Annotated in this window: 13 protein-coding genes and 1 pseudogene; 5 read left to right on the top strand and 9 right to left on the bottom strand. The window is 72.8% G+C overall.

Features of this window, described 5'->3' with window-relative positions:
- Positions 1-8: 8 nt before the first annotated feature.
- Both ACQP0N_RS15985 and ACQP0N_RS15980 read right to left on the bottom strand, forming a co-directional pair.
- Positions 9-1,220 (bottom strand): cytochrome P450, encoded by a 1,212-nt coding sequence (locus tag ACQP0N_RS15985; RefSeq protein ID WP_433121173.1) that lies wholly within the window; start codon positions 1,218-1,220, stop codon positions 9-11.
- Between the two features lie 66 nt (positions 1,221-1,286).
- Positions 1,287-2,591, bottom strand: a complete 1,305-nt coding sequence (locus tag ACQP0N_RS15980; protein WP_433121171.1) for an SGNH/GDSL hydrolase family protein — start codon at positions 2,589-2,591, stop codon at positions 1,287-1,289.
- A gap of 287 nt (positions 2,592-2,878) precedes the next feature.
- Here ACQP0N_RS15980 and ACQP0N_RS15975 point away from each other — a divergent pair, with 287 nt between their 5' ends.
- The 5 genes from ACQP0N_RS15975 to ACQP0N_RS15955 all read left to right on the top strand — a co-directional run bounded on the left by ACQP0N_RS15975 (position 2,879) and on the right by ACQP0N_RS15955 (position 8,643).
- Positions 2,879-4,438: an AMP-binding protein gene (locus ACQP0N_RS15975; protein ID WP_433121169.1), complete on the top strand. Its 1,560-nt coding sequence runs from the start codon at positions 2,879-2,881 to the stop codon at positions 4,436-4,438.
- On the top strand, positions 4,435-5,655 hold the full coding sequence (locus ACQP0N_RS15970; protein WP_433121167.1) for an MFS transporter: 1,221 nt from the start codon (positions 4,435-4,437) through the stop codon (positions 5,653-5,655). Before ACQP0N_RS15975 ends, ACQP0N_RS15970 begins: the two co-directional genes overlap by 4 nt.
- Before the next feature lie 236 nt (positions 5,656-5,891).
- Complete coding sequence (locus tag ACQP0N_RS15965) at positions 5,892-6,797, top strand: aminoglycoside phosphotransferase family protein (protein WP_433121165.1); 906 nt, start codon at positions 5,892-5,894, stop codon at positions 6,795-6,797.
- A 205-nt stretch (positions 6,798-7,002) separates the two neighbouring features.
- Positions 7,003-7,941, top strand: a complete 939-nt coding sequence (locus ACQP0N_RS15960) for an exo-alpha-sialidase (RefSeq protein ID WP_433121163.1) — start codon at positions 7,003-7,005, stop codon at positions 7,939-7,941.
- A gap of 9 nt (positions 7,942-7,950) precedes the next feature.
- Entirely contained in the window at positions 7,951-8,643 is a 693-nt protein-coding gene (locus ACQP0N_RS15955; protein ID WP_433121161.1) for an SGNH/GDSL hydrolase family protein, read from the top strand.
- A 70-nt stretch (positions 8,644-8,713) separates the two neighbouring features.
- Here the strand turns inward: ACQP0N_RS15955 and ACQP0N_RS15950 are convergent, their stop codons facing one another.
- The 7 genes and pseudogenes from ACQP0N_RS15950 to ACQP0N_RS15920 all read right to left on the bottom strand — a co-directional run bounded on the left by ACQP0N_RS15950 (position 8,714) and on the right by ACQP0N_RS15920 (position 16,091).
- Entirely contained in the window at positions 8,714-10,072 is a 1,359-nt protein-coding gene (locus tag ACQP0N_RS15950; protein WP_433121159.1) for a hypothetical protein, read from the bottom strand.
- The gene (locus ACQP0N_RS15945; protein ID WP_433121157.1) at positions 10,069-11,037 is read right to left on the bottom strand and encodes an alpha-ketoacid dehydrogenase subunit beta; all 969 of its coding nucleotides are present in this window, start codon (positions 11,035-11,037) and stop codon (positions 10,069-10,071) included. The genes ACQP0N_RS15950 and ACQP0N_RS15945 overlap by 4 nt, the downstream gene beginning before the upstream one ends.
- A 1-nt stretch (position 11,038) precedes the next feature.
- On the bottom strand, positions 11,039-12,010 hold the full coding sequence (locus ACQP0N_RS15940; RefSeq protein ID WP_433121155.1) for a thiamine pyrophosphate-dependent dehydrogenase E1 component subunit alpha: 972 nt from the start codon (positions 12,008-12,010) through the stop codon (positions 11,039-11,041).
- Complete coding sequence (locus ACQP0N_RS15935; protein ID WP_433121153.1) at positions 12,007-12,798, bottom strand: DUF3050 domain-containing protein; 792 nt, start codon at positions 12,796-12,798, stop codon at positions 12,007-12,009. The genes ACQP0N_RS15940 and ACQP0N_RS15935 overlap by 4 nt, the downstream gene beginning before the upstream one ends.
- 2 nt (positions 12,799-12,800) lie before the next feature.
- Entirely contained in the window at positions 12,801-13,712 is a 912-nt protein-coding gene (locus ACQP0N_RS15930; protein WP_433121151.1) for a phytanoyl-CoA dioxygenase family protein, read from the bottom strand.
- A complete protein-coding gene (gene hppD, locus ACQP0N_RS15925) occupies positions 13,709-14,782 on the bottom strand; it encodes a 4-hydroxyphenylpyruvate dioxygenase (protein ID WP_433121149.1) in 1,074 nt (357 codons plus the stop codon). The genes ACQP0N_RS15930 and hppD overlap by 4 nt, the downstream gene beginning before the upstream one ends.
- Positions 14,783-14,854: 72 nt before the next feature.
- Positions 14,855-16,091, bottom strand: a pseudogene (locus tag ACQP0N_RS15920) (beta-ketoacyl-[acyl-carrier-protein] synthase family protein).
- Between the last annotated feature and the right edge of the window lie 21 nt (positions 16,092-16,112).

Raw genomic sequence — 16,112 nt, 5'->3', positions numbered from 1 at the left:
CTGATCTCCTATCCGCCGGTGCTGACCAGCAGCTTGTCGATGCCGCGCAGGAAGAGGCTTCCGCTGTACGTGGGGGTCTCGGTGACCGCGAGCCGGGGGAACCGGGCGAACAGGCGGGGCAGCGCGAGGCGCCCCTCCAGCCGGGACACCGCCGCGCCGAGGCAGAAGTGCAGGCCCACCCCGAAGGCCAGGGACGGCGGGCCGGCGCGGGTCGGGTCGAAGACGTCCGGGTCGGGGAAGCGCGCCGGGTCCCGGTTGGCCGCGCCGATGATGATGAGCACGTTGTCCCCCTCGGTGACCGGCACGCCGGCCAGCACGGTGTCCTCCGGCGCGGCCCGGGCGAGGAAGTGCACCGGGCTCTGCAGGCGCAGCACCTCGTCGACACACCCGGCGGCGCGGGCGTCGTCGGTGGGCAGCGCGGTGACCGCCCCCGGGTGGGCCAGCAGCAGCGGCAGGCCGTTGCTGAACATGTAGACGGTGGTGACGAAGCTGGCGTTGAACAGCACGATCAGGTTGCTGATCAGCTCCTCCTCGGTCAGCTCCACCTCGCCCGACCCGACCGCCTCGACCAGGGCGCTGATCAGGTCCTCCCCGGGCGTGCGGCGGCGGTGCGCCAGCAGCTCCCGGTAGAACGCCCGCAGCTCCTGCGCGGCGGTGTTCGCGGCGGCCAGCCGCTGCGGGGTCTTGCCGGCCACGTCCAGGAACTCGTCGATGCGCTCCACCCGATCGCGGTACCAGGTCAACTCCCCCGCCGGGATGCCGATGAACTCGGCCATGACCAGCGCGGGGATGGGGTACGCGAAGTCGGCCACGAAGTCGACGACGCGGTCACCGGCGTCGGCCATCCTGTCCAGCAGGTCGTCGACGACGCGCAGGATCACCGGCTCCAGCGCGCCGAGGCGGCGCGGGGTGAAGGTGCGCGAGAAGACGTGCCGCATCCGGGTGTGGTCGGGCGGGTTGATGAACATCATCGACGTCTGGAAGGTGCGCAGGATCTCGTGCTCCTCCCAGCCGGGCGGTGGCTGCTTGGTCCACCGTGGATCGCGCAGCATCTGATCGATCAGGTCGTAGCCGACAGCCACCGCCGCCACGGTGCGGTGCTCGGCGCGCGGCGGCACCGCGCTGACCGGCCCGAGCCGGTGCAGGCGGGCGTACCACGGGTACGGATTCTGGCGGCCCTCTTCGCTGTAGAGGCCGGTGAGCAGGTCCTGCACCGTCACGACGTACTCCTCCCCAGGATGTCGGTGCTCCGGGGGCGGCGGGGTGACCCGCCGCCCCCGGCGGTGTCACAGACCGAGCAGCCGTAACGGCACGGCGTCGGCCATCGCCTTGTTGCCGGCGTCGTTCGGGTGGATGTGGTCCCCGGAGTCGTACGCCGGCAGCAACTGGCTGGGCCGGGCCGGGTCCCGCAGCACCCGGTCGAAGTCGAGCAGCCCGTCGAACTCCCGGCTGCCGCGCAGGTACGCGTTCACGGCCTGCCGGGTGGCCTCCTTCTCCGGCGTCCACACCGTCGGCGCGCCGTGCCCCTCGTACGGCGTCAGCGTGGCCACCAGGCTGGTCAGGCCGCGCTGCTGGAGCTGCTGGTTGATCTGCCGCAGGGTGGCGATGATCGCCTCGGACGAGTCGTTGGACATCCAGATGTCGTTGATGCCGAGGTGGGTGACGACGGTACGCACCCCGGTCTGGGCGAAGACGTCCTCGTTGAGGCGGGCCGCCGCGTTCGGGCCGAGTTGGAAGTAGCCAGGGTAGTCGCCCGCGCCCGGCTCGGTGCCCTCGTGGTTGAGGCGGTTGCCGGCCAGGCTCAGGTTGAGCACGCCCGGGGTGCGCTTGTCGGGCCGATCGGCGAGCAGCCGGTCGGAGAGCAGGTCGGGCCAGCGCCGGTTGGCGTTGACGGTACTGCCGTTGCTGTCCCCGATAGAGTCACCGAGCACGACCAGCGCCCCGGGGGTGCCCTTGCGCTGCACGTCGACGCCGGACAGGAAGAACCAGCAGCAGTTCGGTCGGATGGTGAAACCGGCCCCGTCGGCGGCCCCGGTCAGATCACCCGCGCCGATGAAGTTCGTCTGCTGGGACTGCCCGTGGAAGGTGGTCGGCCCGGTCGGCGTCGGGAAGTGCAGGGTGATCACCAGGTCGCTGTCGTCGGCGACGGCGAAGGTCAGCGGGTCGCTCAGCAACTCCGCGCCCCGGTTCATGGTCGCCGAGGCCGCGCCGGTGAAGGTCAGCGGACGCAGCGAGGCCGGGTCGATGTCGGAGACGTCGTCGACGGTCGCGGTGTTCGGTCGGGCGACGGTGGCGCGCCCCACCCGGACCGCCTGCTCGCCGTAGAGGTTGCTGAGTCGTACACGCAGCGCCGGGCCGCCCACCGAGACGTGCACGACCATCCGGACGCTCTGGTCGTTCAGGCCGGTGTTGGTCAGACCGACCGAGTTGCCCCGGGTGACCGCCGCGGCCCAACTGCCCGCCCACTCACCCCGGTCCGGTCGACCGGCGACAGTGGAGGATCCGCCGGCGGTGGCGATGACGGCGGGTGTCGCGGTGACCAGTAGCGCCGCGAGGGCGGTGACGACATGCCATCTCTTCGGGGTCGACATGGAACCTCCATCGTGTGGCAGCCCAGGGCCGTCCGCTGACGGCTCCCGCCTGGACGATGGTCCAGAAACCTAGCCGCCGCCGATGACGGGCGTCAATCAACTGATCGACACGATCAAATGTCCTCCGGGCCTGCGGTTTCGCCCTTCGGCCCGGTCCCGGCGCGTCCCCGTCGGCCTAGGCTCGCAGGCGGCGGCGGTGCGGTCGCCCGAACGCGCGCCCCACCGCCCGCGACGTCACCGGGAACCGACCCGGAGACCGCCGCTCTCCTGCGATGGGGGTTTGCCGGATGACTGACGGACCCGGGCACGCGACCTATGTGGACAGGGCGCTGGACCTGTTCGCCGACTTCGGCGATCGGGAGGCGCTGGTCGGCGGTGGCCGCCGCCTGACCTACACCGAGGCCGCCGAGTCGGTACGCGCGATGGCCGGGGCGCTGATCCGGCACGGCGTACGGCCGGGCGCGGCGGTGCTGGTGACCATGGCCAACGCCGTCGAGGGGCCGTTGCTCCAACTCGCGCTGCACCTGCTCGGGTGCCGGACGATGTGGGTCGCCCCGGTCACCGCCCGCCGGGAGGTCGACGAGTTCGTCCGGCTGGCCCGCCCCGACGCCCTGGTCTACGACGCCCGCGACCCGGCCAGCCTGGGGCCGGAGCTGGCCGCCGCGCTGCCCGGCGTACCGGTGTGCTGCCTGGGCCCCGGCGGCGCGGGCCCGGACCTCACCGCGGACACGGGCGGTTCCGTGCCGCCGACGACGGAGGTGCCCGCGCCGGAGTCGTTCCTGCAGACCAGCGGCACCACCGGCGCCCCGAAGCTGGTGCACCACACCGAGAGCTTCTACGCCCAGATCCTCACCCTCGCGGCCGACTTCCGCGCCGCCGGCTTCCCGCTGCTGCGGCACCTGTCGCACTCGCCCATGTGGTTGGCCAGCGGCCAGATCACCACCCTGTTCAACCTGTTCACCGGCGGCGTGCTGTTCCTGCGCGACGACTGGGACCCGACGGCGTTCGTGGCGACCGTGCAACGGGAGCGGATTAACTCCACCTTCGTGACCCCGCCGATGCTCTACGAGCTGCTGGACCATCCGGCGCTGGCAGGCGCCGACTTCTCGGCCATGTTCATGTTCAACGTGGGCGCCGGGCCCGCCGCGCCCGCCCGGCTGCGCCAGGCCATCGCGCGGTTCGGCCCGGTGCTGCGCATCGTGTACGGCCTCAGCGAGGCCGTCGTGATCACCGCGCTGCCTGGGCTGACCGACGATCCGGAGCACCCGGAGCGGCTGCGCTCCTGCGGGCGTCCCTACGGCGACGTGCGGATCGAGATCCGCGACGACGACGGCGTCGTGCTGCCGCCGGGCCACGACGGCGAGGTGTGGGTGCGCAGCCGGCTGAGCTTCGCCGGCTACCACGGGCAGCCCGAGCTGACCGCGCAGACGCTCGTCGACGGCTGGGTCCGCACCCGCGACATCGGCCACCTCGACGAGGACGGCTACCTCTACCTGGTCGACCGGGCGCACGACATGATCGTCACGCACCGGCGGAACTGGGCCATCTTCTGCCGCCCCATCGAGGACGTGCTGGCGGGGCACCCGCAGGTGCGGGCCGCCGCCGTGATCGGCGTGCCGGACGACGAGGTCGGCGAGGCGCCGTACGCGTACGTGGTGCCCGCGCCGGGCGCGACGGTCACGGCGACGGAGTTGATCGACCTGGTGACCGCCGAGCTGAACGAGATGTGGGCACCGGTCGGGGTGGAGTTCGTCGACCGGTTACCGGTGAACCGGTCGGTCAAGGTGGACAAGCGGGCGTTGCGCGCCGAGTATGCCGCGCGGCGGGCGGCGGCGGTCGGGGCGTGAACCCCCGCCGGCAGTTGGTCGTCCTGGTCGGCGCGGACCTGATCTCCAACCTGGGCACCCGCATCTCGGTGGTGACCATCCCCTGGCTGGTGCTGGTCACCACCGGCAGTCCGACCAAGATGGGTCTGGTCGCGTTCGCCGAGACCCTGCCGTACCTGCTGTCCAGTGCCCTCGGCACGCCCTGGGCGGACCGGATCGGCCTGCGCCGGACGTCGATCCTCTGTGACGCGGGCAGCGCCCTGGCGATGGTCGTCGTCGCGCTCACCCCGTGGCTGGGCTTCGCTCCCCTGGTGGCGCTGGTCGCGGTCGCCGGCGCGCTGCGCGGCATCGGGGACCGGGTCAAGCACGTCATGTTCCGGCCGGTCGCCGAGGCCGCCGGGGTGCCCCTGATCCGCCTCACCTCGGCGTACGACGGGTTGACCCGGGTGGTGACCCTGTTCGGCGCGGCCGTGGGCGGTGTGCTGATCGCCGCGTTCGGGGTGACCCAGGCGATCCTCATCGACGCGGCCAGCTTCGCGATCTGCGCGCTGCTCATCGGCCTCCTGGTCCGCCCGCCGGCCGCCCCGGCGACGCCCACCGCGCCGGTGGGCTACCTTCGCGCGCTGCGGGACGGCTTCGGCTACCTCGGTCGGGACCGGCCGCTGCTGGGCATGCTGGTGGTCGTCTCGGCGCTGAACATGGTGGCCAACGCGAGCGTGGCCGTCTACATCCCGTTCTGGGTCGCCCGCGAACTGCACGGTCCGAGCGGGCTCGGGCTCGTGCTCGCGGCCTTCTCGGCGGGCGCGCTGCTGGGCAACGTGGCGTTCACCGCGCTCGGGCCCCGGCTGCCCGGCCGGCTGACGTTCCTCATCGGGGCGACAGTCGCCGGCACACCCCGACTGGTCGCCCTGGCGATCAGCGACGAGCTGCCGGTCGTCCTCGTAGTGACCTTCCTGTCCGGGATCGGCATCGCGGCGGTCAACCCGCTGCTGGGGGTGGCGCTCTACGAGCGGGTGCCACCGGACCTGCAGACCCGGGTGCTCGGCATCGCCGGTTCGCTGGCCTTCGTCGGCCTGCCGGTCGGCGCGCTCCTCGGCGGCTGGTCGGTGGACGCGTTCGGCCTCACCCCGGCGCTGCTGCTCATGGCGGCGGCCTGCCTCCTCGTCACCACATTTCCGCTGGTGGCCAGGGGGTCCAACCCGAAGGCGCCGACCCGGCCGACACCTGCCGCCGCCTGATGTCCCGCTGCCCAGCGGCTCCCAACCGTCTCGTGCGCCCCCTTTGCTCTGCTTCAACCCAGGCAACACTTTCGGGGCATCGGTGTTGCCCCGGTTGAAGCAGAGCAAAGGCGGCAGTTGAGGTACGGCCAGGCGCCGCACCTCCCGGACACCTGTCCCGAGCGTTGGCCCGACCGGTCCCCTCCTGCGGGCAAATCGGTTGCGGGCCGGCCGGCCGAGCCCGCAGGCTCGGGCGGATGAACGCACAGCCCGCACCCGACGTGCCGCAGATTGACGAGACGACAGCCGAGCGCATCGACGTGGGCCTGGTCCGTCGACTGGTCGCCGAGCAGTTCCCACGCTGGGCCGACCTGCCCGTCCGTTCCGTCGAGGTGGGCGGCTGGGACAACCGCACCTTCCACCTGGGCGACGAGATGACCGTGCGGCTGCCCAGCGGCGAGGGGTACGTGGCCCAGGTCGCCAAGGAACAGCGGTGGCTGCCGATGCTCGGCGCGGCCCTCCCACTGGAGATCCCCGTGCCGCTGGCCCACGGCCGGCCGGGAGCGGGCTACCCGTACCCCTGGTCGGTGTACCGCTGGATCGACGGGCACACCGCACGCCCCGCGCGGATCGACGACCTGACCCGGTTCGCGACGGACCTCGCCGCCTTCCTGCGGGCCCTACGCGCCGTCGACGCCGCCGACGGCCCCGCGGCCGGCCCGCACTGCTTCTGGCGGGGAGGACCGCTGTCCACCTACGACGCCGAGACCCGGGCGGCGATCGAGACACACCGCGACCGGCTCGACGTCCACGCGGTCACCGCCGTCTGGCAGGACGCGCTCGATGCCACCTGGTCGGGCCCGCCGGTGTGGTTCCACGGCGACGTCGCGTACGCCAATCTGCTGGTGCGCGACGGCCAGCTCGCCGCCGTCATCGACTTCGGCTGCTGCGGCGTCGGCGATCCCGCCTGCGACACGGTGATCGCCTGGACCCTGCTGCACGGCGACAGCCGGGCCGCGTTCCGCGACGCGTTCGACGTCGACGCGGGCACCTGGGCGCGCGGACGAGGTTGGGCGCTGTGGAAGGCGCTGATCACCCTGGACGGTCCCGACCCCGCCGGTTCCCGGCGCGTCATCGACGAGCTGCTCGACGAACACCGCTGAGCCGTCAGCGGCCGGCCGCCGCCGAGGTGGCGTGTTCGGTGTGGCCGCGCGGGCACCGCAGCCGACGCCGTGAACGACGCCCTTGCGACAGGACATCGTTCGTCCTCCGTTCTCCGCACGGCCGTCCGGGCGTCGACGGCGGCGGCTAGCGTCGTCCGTCGTCACCGGGACGTTCCGCCCACCAGCGCCAGGAGGCCCGTCGCGCATGACGTCGTCATCCACCCGTCGCACCAGCGCCGAGGTCGTCGCCGTACGCCGGATCGGCGACAGCGCGCCGCACAGCGCGTTCACCGACCTCGTCCGGCACGCCGGGACGTGGTTCTGTGCCTTCCGCGAGGCCGACGGCCACCTCTCCGACGACGGCGTGATCCGGCTGTTGACGTCGACGGACGGACGGGCATGGAGCTCCGCGGCGGTCATCCGGGCGGCCGGCGACCTGCGCGACCCACGGTTCGTGGCACGCCCCGACGGGCGGCTGCAACTGCTGGCCGCGGCCCGGACCGAGACGTTCACGACCCTGTCCTGGATCTCCGACAACGGTCGCGCCTGGGGTGAGCCGACGCCGGTCGGCGAGCCGGACGTGTGGGTCTGGCAGGCTGCCTGGCACGACGACGCCATGTACGGCATCGGCTACGCCACCCGAGGGCCGCGGCTCGCCCGGCTCTACCGCAGCATCGACGGTGTCGACCTGCGGCCGTGGGTGCCGACGCTGTTCGAGGGCGGCTACCCCAACGAGTCCGGGTTGGCCTTCGCCCCGGACGGCACCGCGCACTGTCTCCTGCGCCGCGACGGCGACAGCGCCACGGCGCAGCTCGGGCGGGCCGACCCGCCGTACCGCGAGTGGTCCTGGACCGACCTGGGCGTCCGGGTCGGCGGCCCGGCGCTGCGGCGGCTGCCCGACGGCCGGCTGATCGCCGGGGTACGCCTGCTCGACGGCGACGTCCGGACCGCGATCTGCGCTGTCGACCCCGAGCGCGGCGCGCTGACCGAACTGGTCGCACTGCCCTCCGGCGGCGACACCAGCTACCCCGGTCTGGTGTGGCACGACGACATGCTGTGGGTCAGCTACTACTCCTCGCACGAGGAGCGGACCTGCGTCTACCTGGCCGAGGTGAGCCTGGCTGAGGAGGCGGCGGTCGGCTAGCGTGCCGGCATGCCATCGACGCTGAGCGAATCGACGGACCCGTACTGTCTGCGTCCCGGCGAGGCCACCGAGCTGCTGCGCGCTCACCCGTGGCGGCGGTTCGTGGCGCTCGGCGACAGCGTCGTGGAGGGCATGTGCGAGCCGACGCCGGGCTACCCGGACGTGCAGTGGGTCGACCGGCTCGCCACCGAGCTGAGGGCCGTGCGCCCCGAGCTGACGTACGTGAATCTCGGCCGACGCGGTCGGCGCGCACACCAGGTGCGGGCCACCCAGCTCGCCCCGGCGCTCGCCGCCGAACCGGACCTCGCGCTGGTGGTCTGCGGTGGCAACGACGCCTTTCATCCCGCGTACGACGCGGACGCGGTCGACGTCGAGCTGACCTCGATAATCGAGGAATTGCGGGACGCGGGCGCGGACGTGATCACCATCGGCATGTTCGACGTGTCGCACAGCCCGGCCGTGCCCGAGCACATGCGGGCCGGCCTCGGCGAGCGGATGCGCCGCCTCTCCGCCCACACGGCGCGGCTGGCCGACCGCCTGGGAACGGTCCACGTGCACCTCACCGACCACCCGCTCACGGCCGACGCGACCCTCTACAGCACCGACGGCCGCCACGGCAGCGGCCGCAGCGACGCCATCGCGACGGCCGAAACCCTCCGCGCCCTGTCCCGCCACCTCCGGCCCTCGCCCGAACCCCGTTGATCATGAAGTTATTGCGGCCGTCATCGGCGTGTCGGGCGATAACTTCATGATCGACGGGGAGAAGGGCTGGTCAGTTGTGCAGGAGGATTCCGGTCAGGAGGACTCCGTGGGCCAGGTTGAGGATGCCGTCGCCGCCGGGGTAGCCGACCCGCGCCAGGCCGCCGGAGGCCGTTCGGCCGAACAGGTACGGGGCCAGGCTGTACGGGACGTCCGCCGTGACCGTCTCGCCGGTCTCGATCTGCACGAAGTCCATCGGCACCCGGTCGGCCGGTAGGTACTGCTGCAGGATCGCCCCGCCCCGGTCGACAGCCGCGCGCAGGCCCTCGACCCAGTCCGACGGGCTCAGCTCGGGGCCGATCAGCACGCCGTGCCCGGCCGAGCCGTCCGCCGGCTTCGCCACCAGCGAGGCCTGCTCGGCGATCGCCCGGTCGAGCACCGCGGCGGTCAACGGCACCGTGTACGGCACGTGCCGCTGGATCAGCGTCCGGTCGTCGGCGGGGAGGGTGTCGACGTCCTCCCACAGCCAGGCGAAGGTGGTCTTGTTGCCGAGCAGCCAGGCCGCCGCCGACACGTACATCGGTAGCGTGCCGGCGGCGAGGGCGCCGGCCACCGCGTCCAGACCGGCGGTGGGGGTGACCCGGTTGGGCACGAACAGGCGGAACAGCGCGTCGACCGGCGCGCCGTCCACGACGAGGCGGTTGCCGGCGTCCAGGGTGGCGCTGGACAGGGGCGCGATGACCAGGTCGATGCCGAAGTCCCGGGCCCGGACGGCGAGGGGGCTGAGGATCCGGATGAACGTCTCCGGGTCGTCCAGGCCGGGGTAGTCGGCGTCGAAGTCCATCAACAGAGCCAGCCGGGCGCCCTCGGGCAGGTCGAGTTCGTCGCGGATCGCCACGAACCGCTGGTCCAGCAGGGACGGCGCGGCCCGTAGCGGCAGGTCGTCGAGGAGCCCGTGCTCGGTGTAGAGCTGCGCGAACCGCTGGATGACGGTGTCGGCGTCGAACCCTCCCCCGAGGCTGCTGTCGATGTTGTACTCCACGAACTTCGGCACGCCGTCGGTGAAGATGACGTCCGGCCGGTACGCGGCCAGCAGCGCCTCGGTCAGCGGCTCCGACTCGTCCAGCAGGCGGGTCTCCCCCGCCGGGACGCCGAGCAGCCGGCGCAGCTCACCGGCGGTGTCCACCCGACGGCGGCAGGCGTCCAGGATGAGTTGGGCCAGCCGGTCGCAGACGTCGTTCAGCTCCCGCCAGGTGTCGGCGGCCAGCACCGGGGGGCGGGCCAGCCGCCACTGCTTGTTGTAGGTGGCCCGGCCGTGAAAGACGCGGTCCCAGGCGGCGGCGCCGGTCGCCACCATGGCCCGGCGGGCGGGCTCGGGCAGGTCCGTCCACGCTCCGTCGGCCGACGGCCAGGGATAGTTCGGGTCCATCATGAGCCGTCCTTCATGGTCAGGTGGATGGCGGTGGCGAGCTGCTCCCGACCGGGCTGCACGGCCCGGTCCAGGGCGGGGGCGAACGGCAGCACCGCGCCGTCGGGTCGGGTCACCCGGCGCGGCGGGGCGAGCAGCCGCACCCGCTCCACGACCGAGGCGATGATCTCGGCGGCGATGCCGCAGGAGCGGTTGGCGTCGTCGATGACGACGAGGCGGCCGGTACGCGCCACCGACTCGCAGACGCCGTCGATGTCGAACGGATAGAGGGTGCGCGGGTCGAAGACCTCCACCGACACCTCGTCGGCCAATTCCTCGGCCACGGCGAGCGCGTCGTGCACGAGGTGCCCGACCGCGACCACGGTGACGTCGTCGCCGCGCCGATGCACGCGACCCCGACCCAGCGGCACCGGTTCCAGCTCGGCGACGTCGTCCCGGACGTCCATCGCGCCGGCCGGCGCGAACACGACCACCGGGTCGTCGTGCCGGATCGCGGTGACCAGCAGCCCGTACGCGTCGGCCGGGGTGGCCGGTACGACGGTGACCACCCCGACGTGCGCGAAGAGGCTGTACGGGTGGTCGGAGTGCTGCCCGGCCCAGCCGGTGCGCGACCCGGAGCCGGGCACCAGGTAGGTGACCGGCACCGCGCACTGCCCGCCGGTCATCAGCGGGAACTTGTGCGCGTGGTTGACGATCTGCTCGAAGACGAGGAACAGCAGCGACGGGATCTGGAACTCGATCACCGGCCGGAGCCCGGCCAGCGCCGCCCCGGTGGCGAAGCTGGTGAACGCCTGCTCGGACAGCGGCGTGTCGCGGACCCGGTCGGTCCCGAACCGCTTGGCCAGGCCGGTGGTCACCAGCGACGCGCCGACCTGGACGTCCTCGCCGAGCACGAACACCGCCTCGTCGCGGGCCAGCTCGTCGGCGAGGGCCCGGGTCAACGCCCGCCGGTACGACAGTCGGGGCACCTCAACCACCTCCGGTGCGGGCGGTCAGGCCGCTGGCGTACAGGTACGCGAGCGCGTCGGCCGGCTCGGGGTGCGCGCTGGCCAGGGCGAAGCGCACGGCCTCGTCGAGGGTCGCCTCGATCTCGGCGTCCACGGCTGCCCGGTCGGCGTCGGTGAGCCGTGCGCCCTGGATGTCCACCGGGTCCCGGGACCGACCCCGGGACACCTCGTCGGGCGGGCGGTAGTCGAGGCGTACCCCGTGTTCGAAGGTGTGATGGACGTCGAAGCGGTAGGTACGGGCCTCGACCAGCTCCGGGCCGCCGCCGGCGCGCATCCGCGCGACGGCGGCGGACGCGGCGGCGCGTACCGTCTCGGGGTCCTGGCCGTCGACCTCGACGGCGGGGATGCCGAAGGCGGCGGCGCGCCCGGCGATGCTGCCGGCGACCGCGCCGGCGACCGGCATGGTGGTGGCGTAGCCGTTGTTCTCGCAGACGAACAGCACGGGCACCCGCCAGAGCGCGGCCAGGTTGAACGCCTCCAGCAGCATCCCCTCGTTGACCGCGCCGTCGCCGAAGAAGCTCACCCCGATCGTGTCCCGGCCCTGCCGGCGACGGGCCCAGACCGCGCCGGTGATGATCGCCCCGGACGCGCCGACGATCGCGTTGGCGCCGAGAACGCCGATACGCAGGTCGGCGGCGTGCATCGAGCCGCCGCGGCCGGCGTTGAGGCCGGTGACCCGGCCGCACAGCTCGGCGAGCATCCGGGCCGGGTCCGCGCCCCGGGCCAGCACGTGCCCGTGCCCGCGGTGGGTGCCGGCGAGCACGTCGTCGACGCCCAGCGTGGCGCAGACGCCGGCGGCGATGCCCTCCTGACCGAGGTACGGGTGGATGCCGCCAGCGATCTGCCCGCCGTGGACCAGCTCCACCGCCCGCTCCTCGAACCGGCGGATCAGCCGGACCGTGCGGTAGAGCCGGACCGGGTCGGCGTCGCTCACGCCGGGGCCTTGATGGCGGCCAGGATGTCGTCCCAGAGCCGGGCGCGGGCGGCGAGGGCGGTGTTGACCGTGTCGGCGCACTCCTGCCACTTGGCGTCGTCGTCGCCGCACAGGTCGGCGAGCATCTGCATGGCCATCGGCGTGTGCTGCTCGCCGTCGACCTCGATGTGCCGTTCCAGGTAGTCGACGAACGTGTGCAGCCGGTTGCTGCGCTCGTTGACGGCGACGACCTGGGTGAACATGTCGGGGATCAGGTCCTCGCGACCGAACGCGAACGCCGCCGCCTGGCAGTGCACCGGGGTCGACTCGATGATCTGCCAGGTGGTCGCGGCGAACCGGGCGGACGCGGCCGGCGCCCCCGCCTCGGCGAGCGCGTCGGTCACCGGCCGGCCCGCGCGCAGCAGGTCGACGAGGGCGTTCACGGCGGTGGTGTCCGCGCCGGCCTCGGCCATGCCCCGCACGTACAACTCGAAGTGGCTGATGTAGCCCTCGCCCAGCTCGTCGCTCTCCTCGACCATGACGATGTCGTTGATGAGCCGACGGCTGCCGGTCGGGCCGGTCGGGATCCACGGCACGCTCACGCAGGTCAGCTGCCGCTGCAACGACTTGAGAAGCGACATGAAGTCCCAGACCGCGAAGACGTGGTGCTCCATGAAGGTGACCAGCGCCTCGTGGGTGTCCAGGTTGGCGTAGAGCGGGTGCTTGACCACGGCGTCGCGCCGCTCGGTCACCGCCGCCTCCAGCCGCTCGATGCCCGGGTGCGTCCTACCCCAGTCGTACCGTGACATTGTCAGCCTCCCTGCTGGGCGCGGTCGCGCCAGATGACCGGGCAGTAGTCGGGGTCCGCGTAGTCCGGCCGCCCCTCGTGGGTGCGGCGGACCAGCACGTCGTGGTTGTACGCGGCGAGCGTGCCGTCCGAGAGGGGATACTCCCGCCAGGCGTTGTCGCCGTCCTGCAGGTGCAGCGAGATCGCCTGTCGGGGACGACCGCTGACGTTGGGGCCGCTGCCGTGGTAGGTGCGGCAGTGGTGGAAGCTCACGTGTCCCCGGGGGATCACCATGGGGATCTTGCGGATCTCCGCGCCGTTGTACGCGGCGTTCTCGGCCAGCATCTCCTCGAGCTGACTCCGGTCGCGGTCGGCGAAGTGCCGTACCACGGTGTCGTCCGCGCCGATCTCCTTCCACAGGTGCGAGCCGTCGACCATCGTGATGGTGCCCATCTCCTCCCCGCAGTCGTGAAAGGGGATGAACGCGGTGAGCATCTTCTCCGACGACGAGGACGCCCAGTAGTGCTTGTCGAAGTGCCAGGGCACGATGTTGCTCGGCTCGCCCTCGATCGGTGGCTTGAGGATGAGGGTGGACTGGAAGACACGGATCTCGTCGGCCTGCGCCAGGCGGGCGGCCACCGCGCCCAGCAGCGGCTTGCGCAGGATCGCGCCGAGCCCGTCGTGTTCGTGGTGGACGTAGTCGTTGTGCCGCTGCACCGGCCCGTTCGACGGCTCCCAGTAGGCGAGCTTCGGTGGGCGTACCGGCAGGCGGCGATCCCGCTCGCCGTCGTAGTAGCGCCCCGCGGCGGCGGCGAGCGCCTCCACCTCGTCATCGGTGAAGATCTTCTTGGACAGGTACCAGCCGTGCTCGGCGTAGTGCCGCACGTCCTCGTCGGAGGGCAGCAGCGCCTGTTCCGCGCCGGTCAGCGCGCTCACGCGACCACCGCCTGCGCGGCCAGTTCCCGCTCCTTGGCCTCGTAGAGCGCCTTGATGTTGCCGCTGCCGAAGCCGCTCGCGCCCCGCCGCTCGATCAGCTCCAGGAACAGCGTGCGGCGCACGTGCATCGACTCGGCGAAGATCTGCAACAACTGTCCACCGTGGTCGGAGTCGACGAGCACCCCCAGCTCACGCAGCCGGTGCAGCGGCGCGTCCACCCGACCGACCCGCGCCTGGAGGGTGTCGTAGTAGGCGCCGGGGGTACCGGCGAAACGCACCCCGCGCCGGCCGAGGGACTCCACGGCCGCCACGATGTCGTCGGTGCGCAGCCCCAGGTGCTGCACGCCCCCACCGGCGTGCTGGTCGAGGAACGCGTCGATCTGCCCGGGCCGGCGGGTGCGGTCCGGCTCCAGCAGCACCACGGTCACGCGCCCGGACGGGCTCTGCACCACCTTCGAGTTCATGCCCTGTCCGGCGACCTCGACGTGCTCCTCGAAGATCTGCGCGAAGCCGAACAGCTTCTCGAAGTGCCGGACGGTCCCGTCGAGTTCCCCGGGCGACACGCACACCGCCAGGTGGTCGACCTCGGCGAGGACGGGTTCCTCCTCGTTCGCCGGCGGCGTCGGCGTGATCACCCCGGGCAGGAACTCGCTCCGACTCCCCCGACGCTGCACCAGGCGGTGCCGCACGTCGGCGAAGCCCTCCACCTCGGCGGTCACCACCTCGGCGTCCGCGCCGGTGCGGGTGGTCGGCGGCGTCACCCCCGTCGCACCCCGGGCCAGCAACTCGGCGTGCGCGCCCACGACGTCGTCGACCTCGACGGCGACGACCGCGATGCCGTCGCCGTGCCTTTGCACGTACCGGGCCGCCGGATGGTCGACGCTCAGCCCCGAGGTGAGCAGCAGTCGGATGTCGCCGTGGCGAAGCAGCAGCGAGCGCTGCCCGGTCAGCCCGGTCTCCGGGCCGCCCTGCCCGCAGAGCTGGAAACCGACGGCGGTGCTGAACCAGAACGCCGCCTGTCGGGCGTCGCCTACGTAGAGTTCGATGTGGTCGATACCACGGATGTCCATGTCGTCACGTGCCCTTCCCCATGCTTCGCCCGTGTTGCCGTCCGGACGCCCCCAGCCCGGGATGCGCGTCGCTCACCTCCTCGGCTCGGCGACCCGCGCGAGCACCAGGCTCACGTTCTGGCCGCCGAACCCGAACGAGTTGGTCAGCGCGTACTCCGCATCGGTCCGGCGGGGCGCCCCCCGGATGTGATCGCCCGGGCAGGCCGGGTCCAGGTCGTCGAGGTGGTACGTCGGCGGCAGCAACCCCCGACCGAGCGCCAGCGCGGTGGCCGCCGTCTCCAACACCCCGGACGCGCCGAGCAGGTGACCGGTGAGCGCCTTGGTGGAGCTGACCGGCACACCGCCGTCACCGAACACGTCCCTGAGGGCCGTGGTCTCCGCGATGTCGCCGAGCTTCGTACCGGTGCCGTGCGCGTTGACGTAGCCGACCGCCGCCGCGGGCACTCCCGAGCTGCGCAGCGCGCCCCGGATGCACGCCGCCGCGCCCGAGCCGTCCGGGCGCGGGGCGGTCGGGTGGTACGCGTCGGTGGTCGCGCCGTAGCCGGCCACCTCGGCGTACCCCGGGCGCCACGCGCGGCGGCGTGCTCGGCGCGTTCGAGGACCAGCAGCGCCGCCCCTCGGCCAGCACGAACCCGCTGCGGGAGGTGTCGAAGGGCCGGCTCGCCCGGGTCGGGTCGCCGCCGGCACGGGCCAGTGCCCGCGCGTTGCCGAACGTGTCGGTGAAGGTCGGGAAGAGCGGCGCCTCGCTCGCCCCGCAGACCACGACGTCGGCCTCCCCGCACCGGATCAGCCGGACCGCGTCGGCCACCGCCTGGGCCCCGGAGGCGCAGGCCGTGCCGACCGACGAGCTGTAACCCCGCATGCCGTACGCGATGGCGATCCTCGCCGCCGGCATGTTCGGCAGGATGCCGGTGAGCAGGTACGGGCTGACCGCCGACCGTCCCCGCGCCGCACGGGCCAGCACCTGCGACTCCAGGGTGGCCAGCCCGCCGACCCCACCGACGATCACGCCGATCCGGGAGGGGTCGACGTCGCGGCCCACCTCGATGCCGGCGTCGGCGAGCGCGTCGGCGGCGGTGAGCAACGCCAGGACCACGGTCCGGTCCAACACCCGGCTCTCCGGGCCGGGCATGACGCTGCGCGGGTCGATGTCGGGCAGCAGGCCGGCGACGTCCAGCGAACCCGACGCCGGATGGCCCTCGGGTGGGCGGGTCAGCCCGGACCGCCCGGTCGTCAACGCCTCGAAGGTCTCCTCGACGCCCCGCCCGACCGGAGAGAACAGGCCCATCCCGGTGATCAGCGCGCTCACGCCGGCGCTCCGCTTCGCTCC

Source organism: Micromonospora sp. CA-246542 (assembly GCF_050942905.1).
Lineage (GTDB): Bacteria > Actinomycetota > Actinomycetes > Mycobacteriales > Micromonosporaceae > Micromonospora.
This window is presented reverse-complemented; position numbering and strand designations above follow the sequence as displayed.

Bases quoted from the DNA above. Each gene is read 5' to 3' on its own strand.
- ACQP0N_RS15960 (WP_433121163.1), top strand. From the start codon at position 7,003: ATGACGTCGTCATCCACCCGTCGCACCAGCGCCGAGGTCGTCGCCGTA.
- ACQP0N_RS15950 (WP_433121159.1), bottom strand. From the start codon at position 10,072: ATGATGGACCCGAACTATCCCTGGCCGTCGGCCGACGGAGCGTGGACG.
- ACQP0N_RS15965 (WP_433121165.1), top strand. From the start codon at position 5,892: ATGAACGCACAGCCCGCACCCGACGTGCCGCAGATTGACGAGACGACA.
- ACQP0N_RS15975 (WP_433121169.1), top strand. From the start codon at position 2,879: ATGACTGACGGACCCGGGCACGCGACCTATGTGGACAGGGCGCTGGAC.
- ACQP0N_RS15935 (WP_433121153.1), bottom strand. From the start codon at position 12,798: ATGTCACGGTACGACTGGGGTAGGACGCACCCGGGCATCGAGCGGCTG.
- hppD (WP_433121149.1), bottom strand. From the start codon at position 14,782: ATGGACATCCGTGGTATCGACCACATCGAACTCTACGTAGGCGACGCC.
- ACQP0N_RS15980 (WP_433121171.1), bottom strand. From the start codon at position 2,591: ATGTCGACCCCGAAGAGATGGCATGTCGTCACCGCCCTCGCGGCGCTA.
- ACQP0N_RS15955 (WP_433121161.1), top strand. From the start codon at position 7,951: ATGCCATCGACGCTGAGCGAATCGACGGACCCGTACTGTCTGCGTCCC.